This is a genomic window from Parapedobacter defluvii (genome assembly GCF_014642075.1).
Lineage (GTDB): Bacteria > Bacteroidota > Bacteroidia > Sphingobacteriales > Sphingobacteriaceae > Parapedobacter > Parapedobacter defluvii.
In genome coordinates this window covers 214,491-229,089 of sequence record NZ_BMIK01000002.1, presented here as the reverse complement: position 1 = coordinate 229,089, position 14,599 = coordinate 214,491, and the positions used below count along the sequence as shown (strand labels likewise).

Sequence of the window (14,599 nt, the reverse complement as noted above, 5' to 3'; positions counted from 1 at the left end):
AACTATCTTTGCAACAGTGATGGGGGATGGGTGATCGGTGATTGGTGGTCAGTGATCGGAGATCAGAGGCTGATAGCAAAAAACAAAACGTGTAAACAATTAAAGTAAAAATAAGCTGGGTAGCCGGCAGACAACAGACTGGTAGCTGACAGCGCAACTAACTAACATCATGGCATTAGAAATCACAGACAGCAACTTTGATGAAGTTGTATTACAATCAGACAAACCTGTATTGGTCGATTTTTGGGCTGAATGGTGCGGTCCTTGCCGCATGGTAGGCCCCATCGTCGAAGAATTGGCAAAAGAGTACGATGGAAAGGCAGTCGTAGGCAAGGTCAATGTAGACCATAATCCGGATATATCGGTAAAATACGGTATCCGTAATATCCCTGCCCTGCTCTTTTTCAAGGATGGTCAGATTGTGGACAAACAAATCGGAGCGGTACCCAAATCTGTATTGGCAGATAAATTGGTCAAACAACTATAAAAAACCGTACAAATCGCGTGACATGGCCCGCTGTATTCATATAGTGGGCCATGTTGTTTGGGGTGGGGTTCATGCCAGAAAAGCCCTTGTATAACGTTCATCCAAAGAGGCCAAAGGCGCTTCAAGCATAGCGCATGCAGATTTCGGGTATTTTCTGTATGTTTGTGAAGTGATTTGATTTATGCTAAAACAGACTTTACAACAGAAGTTATTACAAAAATTATCACCCCAGCAGATCCAGTTCATCAAACTGCTGCAGGTGCCTACTGTTTCTTTGGATACCCGTATCAAGGAAGAACTGGAAGAAAATCCAGCTTTGGAAGACATCAGTCTGGCCAATATGAACGAGCCGGCCGAAGAATATCCCGATAAGGACCCCGATGAAGATAGCTTTGGAGAGGACGATCAATCAACAGAGCTCGACGAGTTCAATGTAGATGACTACCTGCAGGCCGACGACATAAACGATTATGGCGGGGGCCAAAACAGCAACGGTGATGACGAAGACGACCGCAAGGAAATTCCTATCGCCATCCAAAACTCGTTTTTCGAAAACCTCCAGCAACAATTGGATCTGCTGGCATTATCCGACAGGGATTTCCTGATCGGTCAGCAGATCATTGGCAGCCTGGATGACGATGGTTACCTGAGGCGTCCTATCTCTTCGCTCATTGACGACCTGGCATTTTCTCAAAACATCATTGCTGAAGAGCAGGAGATGGAAGATATGCTGAAAGTCATCCAGGAATTTGACCCGGCAGGCATTGGTGCCCGCAATCTTCAGGAATGTCTGCTCATTCAGCTTCGCAAAAAAGATCAGGATAATCCGATCATCAAAAAGGCGATGGCCGTGGTGGAAGATCACCTTGAAGAATTTACCAAGAAGCACTACGACAAGCTGGAACGCTCACTCAACATCAATTCTGATGAGCTGAAAGAAATCGTTAATGAGATTCTGAAACTTAACCCCAAACCCGGTGATTCGGGCGCTGTAGCGGGGAAACAACTGCACATCATTCCCGATTTTCACATCACCAACAACGACGGGGTCCTGCACCTTACCCTGAATGCACGCAACGCACCAGAGCTGCGTGTAAGCCGGTCCTATCAGGAAATGTTTGACCACTACGACAAGGCGGCGCAAAAGGACAAAAAGATGAAGGAGGCGGTACAGTTTGTCAAGCAAAAGCTCGATTCGGCAAAATGGTTCATCGATGCCATCAAACAACGGCAGCAAACGTTGCTTAAAACTATGAATGCCATCATGAATTACCAATATGAGTATTTCCTGACAGCAGATGAGCGCAAGTTGAAACCGATGATCCTGAAGGATATCGCTGACCGTATTGACATGGATATCTCAACGGTTTCCCGCGTGGCCAATTCCAAGTATGTACAAACCGAATTTGGAACGTTTCTGCTGAAATCGTTTTTTTCGGAAGCAATCCAAACGGACACTGGCGAAGAAGTATCCAATAAAGAGGTAAAGAAAATACTGGAAGAATGTATATCGACAGAGAATAAACGGAAACCCCTGGCAGACGAAAAGTTAACGGAAATATTGAAGGAAAAAGGATATACGATCGCCCGTCGCACAGTGGCCAAATACCGGGAAGCCATGGGTATACCCGTTGCAAGGCTCCGTAAGCAGCTGTAGGTGGTGGTCAGAGAAGGATGATCAGTGGTCAGTGAACGGTAGTCGGTAGTGGTAAATAATCGGCATTATTAATTAAATCCTAAATAGAATGAACAAGTTATTTCTTACTGCAGCCATTGCATCCACGTTACTGGGGTGCACCGGCACCCAACAAAACAAAGACTCTGCCGAAACACCCGCGGCTCCGGAACTGACACTTTCCTGGAAAACAGACACCTCATTTACCGGTTCGGAATCGACACTATACGACCCCGCGGCTGGTGTCATTTATGTTTCCAACGGCAACACCAAGGCCGGAGAAAAAGACAACGATGGGTTTATTTCCATCCTCAATACGGATGGTACCGTCCGGGATTTAAAATGGGTAGAAGGAAACCTTCACGCACCAAAGGGTATGGCGCTACTCAATGGAAAGCTATATGTGACAGACATTGATGAAGTAAAAATCATTGATGTTGCATCAGCGGCAATTGAAAAGACCGTGGCTATTGATAGTGCCCTCTTCCTGAACGACCTTGCCACCGATGGCCAGCAGCTTTATTTTTCAGATAGCCGGGCAGGAAAAATTTACAGCATGGCGACAGATGGCAACTATACGGCCATTTCGACGACAAATCCAAATGTAAACGGACTGGAATGCCACGATGGTCATTTGTATGCGCTGGACGGTGAGGGCCTGAAAAAATTCAGTAACGATGGAAGTTACACCCAGGAAACGATCAATACAGAAGTAACCGGCGGTGATGGATTGGTAATACTGAACGACAGCACCTTCGTGGCCAGTCGGTGGCATGGAGAGATCTTTTTCATCCGTGGAGGCGAAACGACGGTCATTCTGGATACCCAGGCTGAAAAATCCAACACGGCGGATATTGGCTTCGTAGCGGATAAAAACCTGGTTATTGTGCCTACCTTCCTGAAGAACGAAGTCGCCGCGTACGAACTGAAATATTGACTTAATAGAATGCGGATGACGCTGATGATTTATTACGCTAAGAATCCATGTGATCATTAGCCACGGATGGCACGAAAAGCACGGATAATTCGTGTCAATCTGTGGAATCTGTGACGTAAAGAAAAAACCCGTGTCAATCTGTTTGATCCACGTCATCCGTGTTCCATACGCTTTTCGTATCTTTGCGCCTCAATAATAGGATAGCATCATGACCAAGGTGAAAATCGGGACGGTACAAATGAGTTGCGAAGCGGACAAGGCTACCAACTTAGCTAAAGCGGGTGACCAGATCCGTGTGGCCGCCTCTAAAGGGGCACAAATCATCTGCCTTCAGGAATTGTTTACGTCGCTTTATTTTTGCGATGTGGAAGATTACGACAATTTTGAACTGGCGGAGCCCATTCCGGGCCCGGCTACGGAGACTTTGCAGGCCCTCGCCGCCGAACTGGGCGTGGTCGTCATTGCTTCCTTGTTTGAAAAACGCACTCAGGGTCTGTATCATAATACCACGGCGGTCATCGATGCAGACGGCGCCTATCTTGGAAAATACCGCAAGATGCACATTCCCGATGATCCGGCATATTACGAAAAGTTCTACTTTACACCGGGGGATCTGGGGTATAAGGTTTTCAAAACACGGTATGCCACCATTGGTGTACTGATTTGCTGGGATCAATGGTATCCGGAGGCTGCGCGGATCACCGCCTTAATGGGGGCAGAGATTTTATTCTTCCCCACTGCAATCGGTTGGGCTACGGATCAGGACGAAGAGACCAATCAAGATCAATACAACGCTTGGCAGACCATTCAACGGAGCCATTCGGTAGCCAATGGGCTGCCTGTGGTCAGTGTAAACCGTGTCGGATTTGAACAGAATGGTGCGATGAAATTCTGGGGTGGAAGCTTTGTCACCAACGGCCAAGGGCGGTTATTGTACTTAGCATCTCACGATGCGGAAGAAACCGAAGTTACCGAAGTGGATTTATCCCAATCCGACTATTTCCGGAAACACTGGCCCTTCCTGCGTGACAGGCGGATTGACAGCTATAAACCGATCACCAAGCGGTTTATAGATTAAATTGGAACCGTCACTTCAGACTTTCCCAGTTTTTTCCCAAAACAGTACATTTCTTTGTTTAAAATGACTTCTCCAACACCCAAAGCGTTAGGTTATTATTTTCCCGCAGAATGGCATCCGCACCGGGCTACCTGGTTGAGCTGGCCGCATAAAGAGGCTAGTTGGCCTGGCAAGATCGATGAAGTATACCGACCTTACTGCCAATTTATTGAGGAGGTATCTACCGGAGAGCAAGTATGTATTAACGTGGCCGATGCAGCTATGCAGGCGGCAGCTACCAATCACCTCACGGAAGCCGGTGTTGATCTCTCCAAAATTGAATTTTACCACCATCCGACAGATGATGCCTGGTGCCGTGACCACGGTCCTGCGTTTCTCGTCAATCCCGGCGCCGATATACAAAAGCTGGTTGTGGATTGGGGGTACAATGCATGGGGAAATAAATATCCGCCTTACGAACAGGATGATGTCATCCCCTCTTTGGTGGCAAATGCGCTGAATCTTCCCGTCGTATACCCGGGCATTGTGATGGAAGGCGGTTCTGTAGATTTCAATGGAAAGGGCACAGTACTCACCACCACGGCGTGCCTGCTCAACAAAAACCGCAATCCGCATTTGAATCGAAACGAAATTGAAGCCTATCTTTTTGACTACTATGGTGTGTCACAGATTCTTTGGTTGGGCGACGGCATTGTAGGAGACGATACCGATGGTCACATCGATGACATCACGCGTTTCGTAAACGAGGATACGGTGGTCACCGTAGTTGAAACAAACCGAGCCGACGAAAACTATGCAATTTTGCAGGACAATCTGAAATTGCTCCGAAAGATGCGATTGACGGACGGCAGGCAACTTAATATCATCGAATTGCCCATGCCAGCTCCCGTCATATACGATGGACAACGGCTTCCGGCCTCGTATGCAAACTTCTATATTGCGAATGCGGCCGTCGTTGTGCCTACATACCGCGATGAGCTGAACGATCAGCGTGCACTGGATATCCTCGCATCCTGCTTTCCCGACCGCAGGGTGATAGGAATAGATAGTACAGATATCATATGGGGGCTTGGTAGCTGGCACTGCTTAAGTCAACAAGAACCAGACGTCATCCATTTACCCTAAAATTTATAAATCAATAACCAAGAACATGAATTATCGGCTGCTGACATTATTTATAACCTATATTAGCCTTTTGTCTCCAACTGTATTATTCGGCCAGCGGCAACGTGACGAACGCCCGACCATTGAAAATTTCAAGGGTATCCAATATACCGGCGACGATTCGACTTTCTACATCAATTTCAGGTTCCGAATGCAGAGCCGCTTAAAATATACATCACTCAGCGGAAATGACTTCGGTGCCGAATCTTTTGAGGCAAGGATCAGAAGGTTGAGACTGCGTATGGATGGCTACATTTACACACCCAAATTATCCTACAGTATACAGCTCGGTTTTACGCGCGGTGATCAGGATTACGACGATACCGATGTACCGAATATCGTGCGCGACGCCGTGATTTTTTATAATTTTACGGATAACTTCTACGTTGCCTTCGGACAGAATAAGCTACCCGGAAACCGCCAGCGTGTAAATTCTTCGGGTGAGTTGCAATTTGCCGAACGTTCGTTGGTCAATGCAACTTTTAACATCGACCGCGATTTCGGTATAAAAGCCTATTATTCACCTAAGATCGGCGATGTGCCCCTTCATTTCAAGGCCGCCATCAGTACCGGGGAGGGGCGTGTAGCCAATGTTACCGACGACGGATTGGCGTATACCGGACGGGCGGAATTTCTACCCCTGGGTGAATTCACCAACGAAGGCGATTACTACGAAGGCGATCTTGAATATGAGGAAACACCCAAGGTGGCCTTTGGCGGGGGCTATAGCTTCAACGACCGGACAACACGTTCAGGCGGCCAAACTGGAAAATATCTTACTGCACCGCTTACGCTGAAAACTTCTTTCTACGATGCAATCTTCAAATACCGGGGTTGGGCATACCAAATCGAATACATGAAACGGGGAGCGGATAACCCATTCAGCACAGACAAAGAAGGGGAAGTGGCCTACACATTTAAAGGTCAGGGTGTAAACCAGCAGCTCTCTTATGTATTGAATAAGGACTCCGGTTACGAGCTCGCAGGCCGGTATACCTGGATCAAACCCCATCAAGATATCCGCGCATTCGAACGACAAACGGAAATCGTAGAATTGGGGTTAACCAAATATTTCCGCGCCCACCGTCTCAAATTGCAGCTGAATACCCATTACCAAACCAAAGACGGTGTCTATCAGACGGGCTACGATGGAAACAATTGGGGAGCTACTTTCCAGATTGAGTTAGGGATATAATTCCGACAGCTGATAGCCGAAAAAATGAAATACTACGTCATAGCTGGAGAAACATCGGGCGACCTACACGGCGCCAACCTCATCCATGCGCTGAAAAGACTAGATACTGAGGCGGAATTCCGGATCGTCGGCGGCGACCGGATGCAGCAGGCTGCGGGCGAGACCGCGGCCATCCACATTGCGCAAATGGCTTTTATGGGGTTTGTGGAAGTGCTTGCCAATCTTAGAACCATCGCCAGAAATCTACGGATTGTAAAAGCAGACATCGCTGCCTATGCCCCCGATACATTGATCCTGATTGATTTTCCCGGCTTCAATCTAAAAATCGCCTCCTATGCCAAAAAAATCGGCATGAAGGTATGTTACTACATTTCTCCGAAAGTATGGGCATGGAATCAACGGCGTGTCTTAAAAATCAAACGGGTGGTAGACCGGCTGTTCTGTATCCTGCCCTTTGAGGTTGAATTTTACCATAAATGGGGCATGGAAGTCGACTATGTGGGAAATCCACTCCTGGATGCGATAGCGGGTCATACAGACAATCCCTTATTTATCCAGGAAAACCACCTCTCGGGAAAGCCCATCATTGCATTACTCCCCGGTAGCCGCCACATGGAAATCAGCAAACTGCTTCCCCTGATGAGTGACCTGGCTTTCCGGTTTCCTGCCCACCATTGCGTAATTGCCGGTGCTCCCAACTTCGATGAATCCTACTATAAACAGTACATGGGCGAAGCCGACCTACCCGTGGTGTTCAATGCGACTTACGACCTGCTGAAGCACGCAGAGGCTGCTGTGGTGGCCAGCGGCACAGCAACGCTGGAAACCGCGCTGCTAAACGTTCCCCAGGTGGTGGTCTATAAAGCCAATCCCTTGTCCATTGCCATTGGCCGGATGGTCATCCAGGTCAAATACATCTCGCTGGTAAACCTTATTCTGGATAAGCCCGCCGTCAGGGAACTGATCCAAAAAGAATGCACGACGGAGGAAATTGCGGCCGAACTCGATCGCCTATTGAATAAAAAAGCGTATCGAGAACAGGTATTTGCAGATTACACCACTCTCCATCAAAAAATGGGGGAACCGGGTGCATCCGGACGCACGGCCCAGCTGATAACCAACTTTCTGGGTAGACAGACCGAGGATTGATTGGAATGCTATGCGATCAGCTTCCGGTAAAAGTCGAGACTTTCCCGAATCAATTCTTCTTCCACAAACACGTCGATGCTACATTGCCCTATGGAACTGAGTAAGGCGAAGCCGATCTGATTTCCCGCATTCTTTTTGTCATTTTTCATGAGCGCCAATAACCCGTCGTAAATATCGGGACTAAAGGTATAATCGGGAAAATGCACGCGGAACGTCCGGATAACGTCTTCAAGCGCATCTTCAGAAAGCCCGTTTATTCGATGCGCCAGGTATGCCTCACAAATCATTCCCGCTGCAATGGCCTCGCCATGCAACAACGGATTACGATCGTTTGCCAAGGAATGGCCTTCCAGTGCATGACCGATGGTATGACCAAAGTTCAGTATCTTTCGGATTCCCTTTTCCAGGGGATCCTGGGTCACAACGCTGTTTTTGATGGCTACCGAATGCTGGATGTGTTCAAGGGACACGGTTTCAACATCCAATCCTTTGACCTTTTCATAAAATGCACGGTCGGCAATCAGACCGTGTTTGATGACCTCTGCAAAACCCGAAACCAGCTGCCTCCTATCCAGTGTTTGCAGGAATGTAGACGCAATGAATACCGCTTTTGGCTGTGCGAATGTGCCGATGATGTTTTTCACATTATCCATATCAACCCCGGTCTTGCCACCCACAGAGGCGTCTACCTGCGATAATAACGTGGTAGGAACCTGGATAAAATCAATCCCCCGTTTGAACGTAGATGCCGTAAATCCGCCCATATCCGTAACCACCCCACCGCCAAGATTGATCATCAGACTCTGGCGGTCTGCACCGAAGTCGAGCATCATTTTCCAGATACCTACACAGAAATCAATGTTCTTATTTTCTTCGCCCGGATCTACCTCAATGACATCGTATCCGTCGAATTCGGGTAACGCTGCCTGTAACACCGGCAGGCAATGTATACAGGTATTTCGGTCGGTCAGTATCAATATCCGGGAGTAATTACCCCGTTGGATAAATCTATTCAACTCGGCCAACGAATCATCAAAAACGACGTCATAGCCTATGCTGGTTATTGTGTGGTCACTCATCCTGGTTATCTTGCTTTCATCAATTTCAATTCAAAATCTTTTACCCGATCGTAATATGGAATGTTGGAACGCCGCGCGAATTGGATAAAATTCATGATGACGCTGTCCCGTTGATCCTGTGGAATGGAAGGTACTACGTCACTGCCCGTCTCATCCATGATTTTCAACCCACTTACACCTTTTATCGAATCGGGGAACTGCTCGGTATGCATCAATACCGCTGCATATTTTTGGATGCCTTTGGAATAGGCCGCCAAAGGCGTAGGTACCGTCACTGTATCGGTTTCCAGTTTCTCGACGACGGCATCGGTCCCTTTTTTTGCAAAGGTCTCTACCGTAATGGCCAGGATATACGGCCTGTCTCCTTTCTTCTTATTTCCCGTGCAGGCACATAGGGATACAAGCAATAAAGCAATCAACCCGTTTTTCATTGATTCACGATTCATTTCTGTATATTGACTTGTTTTCCATTGAACTCAACTATGTCTTCCGGCTTTACTTTCAGACGTTTTCGGTGATCGACGTTTCCATTGTAACGCACCAATCCCGCCGACACAACTGCTTGCGCCTCTCCTCCATTTTCCACCCAATTGAGAGCCTTAAGCAATTGAATCAATGTAATGTATTCTCCCTTGATCCGATACGTAATCATGGCGCAAATGTACAGGAAGTTTTTGTAACCCCGTATAGGTTTCTGTTGTTCACTAAGACGGGGTTCTTCTGCTCAGGCCGCAGAGGCTATTTGCTCAATCGCCACAAGGACTCGGTACTTTTTTCGGCAAGTGTTTGTTTCCAATGGCCCTCAAGCTTGCTTCGCAGGTTGACCGCAAAAGTTGGCAAACCGAACGACGTGAGTTCATGAACACCGATGAAAACAAAAACACGAGCGTGAATAACCTCGTCGCTTGGATACTTTGCTACAAAGGTAGTGCTTCAACGTGCAGACCGCAAAGCATATGCAGGAACGACCATACTGGCAGTAACCAAGCGGATTGGGGAAGCGGCTGCAATACGCGCCATGTATGCTTTGCAATCAACCTGCGACCGAGGCTTCAAAGCCTTGACCTTTGGTTCTTTGGGTCAAGCCAAAGAACGAGCTTTGCGGCGACTGAGCGAGCCTGTCCGGCGAGGACAAAAAACCAATTCATTGCAATCTCCGCAATCAGAAACGTATATGATTAACAAATTATCAATAATAAACATAAATAATAGGTAATTATCAACAAAAATGATAAAAGTTTGATAAAAATTTAATTATTTTCATTTTATTTACTAATTTAGCAATTGGAATTTAGCTAACTAAACAGAATGACTGATAGATTGAGAAAACAGGAGGGGCTATACCATGCTGATTTTGAGCATGATGCATGTGGTGTAGGTTTTATTGCGAACCTCAAAGGCAACAAAACTCATCAACAGGTGCGGGACGCGTTGACCATGCTCGAAAACATGGAACACCGCGGTGCCTGCGGTTGTGATCCCGAAAGCGGTGACGGTGCCGGCATCATGATTCAACTACCGCACGAACTTCTTTGGGAAGAATGTATCGCGCTGGGTATTCAATTGAGTGAGCCCGGCTACTACGGCACGGGAATGGCTTTCTTACCGAAAGATGCGGAAGCAAACCGAATTTGCCTTGAGATTATCCAACAGGCTACCAAGGAAAGAGGCATGGATTTCCTGGGTTTCCGGCGTGTCCCGGTAAATCCGGAAGGGATTGGTACCACCGCATTGAGCGTGGAGCCAGAGATTGTTCAGTTCTTTGTTTCTCGGCCCGCGGGCGTGACGGATACCACCGAATTTGAGCGGAAACTATTTGTACTGAGGCGATTGATCGCTAAAAAAGTACGGGAAACCGCGGAACTCACCGAAGATCTCTATATCGCATCGTTGTCCTGTAAAGTAATTGTTTATAAAGGACAGTTGACTACTTATCAGGTGGGCACCTATTATCCCGATCTTTCGGATAAACGGGTGGTCTCTGCTTTTGGGTTGGTCCACTCCCGCTTTTCAACCAACACGTTCCCCTCGTGGCAATTGGCCCAACCATTCCGCATGTTGGCCCACAATGGTGAGATCAACACCCTGACGGGTAACCTCAATTGGTTTTATGCGGGTTTACGCTCTCTGTCTTCTCCCTACTTTACCGAAGAAGAACTGCAGATTCTCCTGCCGGTGGTTGATGGGCACCAGTCAGATTCGGCCTGTTTAGACAACGTGGCTGAACTGCTACTCCACAGCGGCCGTAGCATCGCCCATGTGATGCTTATGATGGTTCCCGAAGCGTGGGACGGCAACTCCCAAATGGATCCATTGAAGAAAGCATTCTATGAATACCATGCTACGCTGATGGAACCTTGGGACGGACCTGCGGCCCTTTGTTTCACCGATGGCACCACCATTGGTGCTATGCTCGACCGGAACGGCTTGCGGCCTCTCCGGTTTGCCGTCACATCGGACGACCGTGTGATCGTTGCTTCGGAAGCCGGCGCCCTGCCCATTGACGAAAACCTCATCATAAAAAAGGGCCGCCAACAACCGGGTAAGATTTTCCTGATTGACATGGAAAAAGGAGAAATCCTATCGGATGAACAGGTAAAAGGCGAATTGATAGCGAGACAGCCGTATAGCGACTGGTTACACCAATACAAAATCCGGATGGACGAGCTTGCCGAACCCCGGGTTACTTTCACCTATTTATCGAAGGAGTCTGTATTCAAATATCAGCAGATATTCGGCTACTCCCGCGAAGACATCGAAGGGATCCTTACACCGATGGCGCTGGACGGAAAGGAACCCGTCGGATCCATGGGAACAGACGTGCCCTTAGCCGTACTTTCCAATCATCCCCAGCACCTGTCAAGTTATTTCAAGCAGTTCTTCGCACAGGTTACCAACCCCCCGATTGACCCGATCCGCGAGCGCCTGGTCATGAGCTTGGCCACCTTCATCGGCAATGCGGGGAATATTCTGGATGAAGATAAAATGCACTGCCACTGTGTAGCGCTGGAGCATCCCATATTAACAAGCAGGGAGCTTGAAAAACTCCGTAGCATTGACACCGGAATTTTCCAAGCCAAAACTCTGCAGTGTTATTTCAACGCCAATGGCAAGCCGGGTGCCCTGGAAGAAGGATTGGCCCGCCTGTGCCGCTATGCGGAAGATGCGGTGAAGGATGGATTTGAGGTAATCATCCTCTCTGACCGCGCGATTGATTCGCAGCACGCGGCCATCCCTTCGCTGTTGGCTGTATCAGCCGTTCACCACCACCTCATCAAAACCGGACACCGCGGTGCAGTGGGTCTTGTTGTGGAAGGCGGTGATGTATGGGAAGTGCACCATTTCGCCTGCCTGCTGGCATTCGGCGCAACAGCGATCAATCCCTATATGGCATTGGCGTCCATCCGTACACTCAAAGAGCAGAAAATACTGGATACTGACCTAACCTGGCCCCAACTTGCCAAGAACTACGTGAAAGCGGTATGCGGCGGATTGCTCAAGATTTTCTCGAAGATGGGCATTTCCACCCTGCAGTCGTACCATGGCGCCCAGATTTTTGAGGTGCTGGGTATCAACAAAAATGTGGTGGATACCTATTTCTGCGGTGCCGTTTCCCGGATCGGTGGATTGGATTTGGATGATATCGCCCGCGAGGTACTGAGTAAGCACCATCGCGGCTTCACCAGTTCGCGCAATGCCGCCGACCTGTTACCTGAAGGAGGTATCTATCAGTGGAAAAGAAGAGGCGAAGCACACCTGTTCAACCCGCAGACGGTACACCTGCTTCAACAGGCATGCCGCACGGGCGACTACGAAACCTTTAAAAAGTATAGTGCGCTTATCAATAACCAAAAGGAACGCATGTATACCCTGCGCGGATTACTGGACTTTGCACGGCACCGCACACCGGTTCCCATTGACGAGGTGGAACCTGCGGAAAACATCATGAAACGCTTCGCTACGGGTGCCATGTCGTTCGGGTCCATCTCGCACGAAGCACACAGTACCCTCGCCATTGCGATGAACCGCATCGGCGGCAAAAGTAACACCGGCGAGGGTGGTGAGGACGAGATCCGTTACAAACCGTTGCCAAACGGCGATTCCATGCGCTCGGCCATCAAACAGGTGGCTTCCGGCCGTTTCGGTGTGACTTCCCATTACCTCACCCAGGCCGATGAGCTGCAGATTAAGATGGCGCAGGGCGCAAAACCCGGCGAGGGCGGACAGCTGCCCGGACACAAAGTGGATGATTGGATTGCCAAGGTAAGGCACTCCACTCCGGGTGTGGGATTGATTTCTCCGCCCCCGCACCACGACATCTACTCCATCGAAGACCTGGCACAACTGATCTTTGACCTGAAGAATGCCAACCGCGACGCCCGGATCAATGTGAAACTGGTATCCAAAGCCGGTGTAGGTACGATTGCTGCGGGTGTTGCAAAAGCCCATGCCGACGTGATCCTTATTGCCGGATACGACGGTGGAACCGGGGCATCTCCCATCAGTTCAATCAAACATGCCGGATTGCCCTGGGAGTTGGGATTGGCTGAATCGCACCAAACCCTCGTGAAAAACGGGCTACGCAGCCGCGTGGTGCTGCAAACCGACGGACAGCTGAAAACCGGACGGGACATTGCCATCGCAACCTTGCTGGGCGCTGAAGAGTGGGGCGTGGCAACGGCCGCTCTGGTAGCTGGCGGATGCATCATGATGCGGAAATGCCATCTGAATACCTGCCCCGTTGGGGTGGCTACCCAAGACCCCGAACTTCGTAAACTGTTTACAGGTAAGCCCGAAGATATTGTCAATCTGTTTAAGTTCCTCGCCGAAGAATTGCGGGAAATCATGGCCGAGCTCGGTTTCCGTACCATCAATGAAATGGTAGGCCGTGCGCAATTCCTCAAAAAACGGGAGAACATAGACCACTGGAAAGTTAACAAACTGGATCTGTCGGGCATACTCCACGTAGCCCACAGCCGTACGGGCGATACACTGTACCAAACGGAACACCAGGATCACGGATTGGATATGATCCTGGATTGGGGGCTGGTAACTCAGGCACGTAGTGCGCTGGACAGCAAAACCCCGGTTTTCGGCACATTCAACGTAAAGAATACGGACCGTACCATCGGCACCCTGTTATCCAATGAAGTATCTAAGATATACGGCGGCGAAGGCCTTCCCGACAATACGATCAACTATAAGTTTACGGGTTCGGCCGGACAAAGCTTTGGTGCATTTGCCGCTAAGGGACTTTCTTTCGAATTGGAAGGCGAGGCCAACGACTACGTGGGCAAAGGCTTGTCCGGCGCGCAGTTAGCCATTTACCCGGCGCACAACAGCCCTCTGGTACCCCATGAAAATATCATTATCGGTAATGTGGCACTGTACGGCGCTACTTCGGGCCACCTGTTCGTATGCGGACAGGCGGGCGAGCGGTTTGCCGTGCGCAACTCCGGTGCCACAGCGGTGGTGGAAGGTGTGGGCGATCATGGGTGTGAATACATGACGGGCGGACGGGCTCTGATACTGGGTGCAACAGGACGTAACTTTGCTGCGGGAATGAGTGGCGGTATTGCGTGGATATACGACCTGGAAGGTACATTCAGGGACAACTGCAATACCGAAATGGTCGATCTTGATCCGCTCGAAGCCGAAGATGAAACGGCTATTATTGCGTTGCTGAAACGGCACATACACCTCACAGGTAGCAAACGGGCTACCTCCATCCTCCAAAATTGGAAGACCGAAAAAAGCTATTTCATCAAGGTATTCCCGCGGGAATACAAAAACGTATTACGGTCAAAATTAATAGAGGCTTGATGGAGAGAAAGA

General features: G+C 49.0%; 11 protein-coding genes. 8 read left to right on the top strand and 3 right to left on the bottom strand.

Annotated features, from left to right (window positions below; translation table 11 throughout):
• The first annotated feature begins 169 nt into the window (after nt 1-169).
• The 7 genes from trxA (at nt 170) to lpxB (ending at nt 7,685) form a co-directional block, all read left to right on the top strand.
• Nucleotides 170-487: a thioredoxin gene (gene trxA / locus IEX60_RS04765; protein WP_188747985.1), complete on the top strand. Its 318-nt coding sequence runs from the start codon at nt 170-172 to the stop codon at nt 485-487.
• A gap of 181 nt (nt 488-668) precedes the next feature.
• Nucleotides 669-2,144 (top strand): RNA polymerase factor sigma-54, encoded by a 1,476-nt coding sequence (gene rpoN, locus IEX60_RS04760; protein WP_188747983.1) that lies wholly within the window; start codon nt 669-671, stop codon nt 2,142-2,144.
• Between the two features lie 88 nt (nt 2,145-2,232).
• Entirely contained in the window at nt 2,233-3,099 is an 867-nt protein-coding gene (locus IEX60_RS04755) for a hypothetical protein (protein WP_229717420.1), read from the top strand.
• A gap of 208 nt (nt 3,100-3,307) precedes the next feature.
• Nucleotides 3,308-4,177 carry a carbon-nitrogen hydrolase gene (locus IEX60_RS04750; protein ID WP_188747981.1) on the top strand — a complete coding sequence of 290 codons (870 nt, stop codon included), beginning with the start codon at nt 3,308-3,310 and terminating at the stop codon, nt 4,175-4,177.
• Between the two features lie 63 nt (nt 4,178-4,240).
• A complete protein-coding gene (locus IEX60_RS04745) occupies nt 4,241-5,302 on the top strand; it encodes an agmatine deiminase family protein (RefSeq protein ID WP_188747980.1) in 1,062 nt (353 codons plus the stop codon).
• Nucleotides 5,303-5,327: 25 nt separating this feature from the next.
• Nucleotides 5,328-6,536, top strand: a complete 1,209-nt coding sequence (locus IEX60_RS04740; protein ID WP_188747978.1) for a porin — start codon at nt 5,328-5,330, stop codon at nt 6,534-6,536.
• 24 nt (nt 6,537-6,560) lie between these two features.
• Nucleotides 6,561-7,685 (top strand): lipid-A-disaccharide synthase, encoded by a 1,125-nt coding sequence (gene lpxB, locus IEX60_RS04735; RefSeq protein ID WP_188747976.1) that lies wholly within the window; start codon nt 6,561-6,563, stop codon nt 7,683-7,685.
• Between the two features lie 8 nt (nt 7,686-7,693).
• Here lpxB and aroB read toward each other — a convergent pair whose 3' ends face one another.
• From aroB to IEX60_RS04720, 3 genes are read right to left on the bottom strand one after another with little or no spacing between them, the layout of a single operon-like run.
• The gene (gene aroB, locus IEX60_RS04730; RefSeq protein WP_188747972.1) at nt 7,694-8,764 is read right to left on the bottom strand and encodes a 3-dehydroquinate synthase; all 1,071 of its coding nucleotides are present in this window, start codon (nt 8,762-8,764) and stop codon (nt 7,694-7,696) included.
• 5 nt (nt 8,765-8,769) lie between these two features.
• On the bottom strand, nt 8,770-9,210 hold the full coding sequence (locus IEX60_RS04725; protein WP_188747970.1) for a hypothetical protein: 441 nt from the start codon (nt 9,208-9,210) through the stop codon (nt 8,770-8,772).
• A complete protein-coding gene (locus IEX60_RS04720) occupies nt 9,207-9,416 on the bottom strand; it encodes an RNA-binding S4 domain-containing protein (protein ID WP_188747968.1) in 210 nt (69 codons plus the stop codon). The genes IEX60_RS04725 and IEX60_RS04720 overlap by 4 nt, the downstream gene beginning before the upstream one ends.
• A 656-nt stretch (nt 9,417-10,072) precedes the next feature.
• Here IEX60_RS04720 and gltB point away from each other — a divergent pair.
• The gene (gene gltB / locus IEX60_RS04715; protein ID WP_188747966.1) at nt 10,073-14,587 is read left to right on the top strand and encodes a glutamate synthase large subunit; all 4,515 of its coding nucleotides are present in this window, start codon (nt 10,073-10,075) and stop codon (nt 14,585-14,587) included.
• Nucleotides 14,588-14,599: the final 12 nt, after the last annotated feature.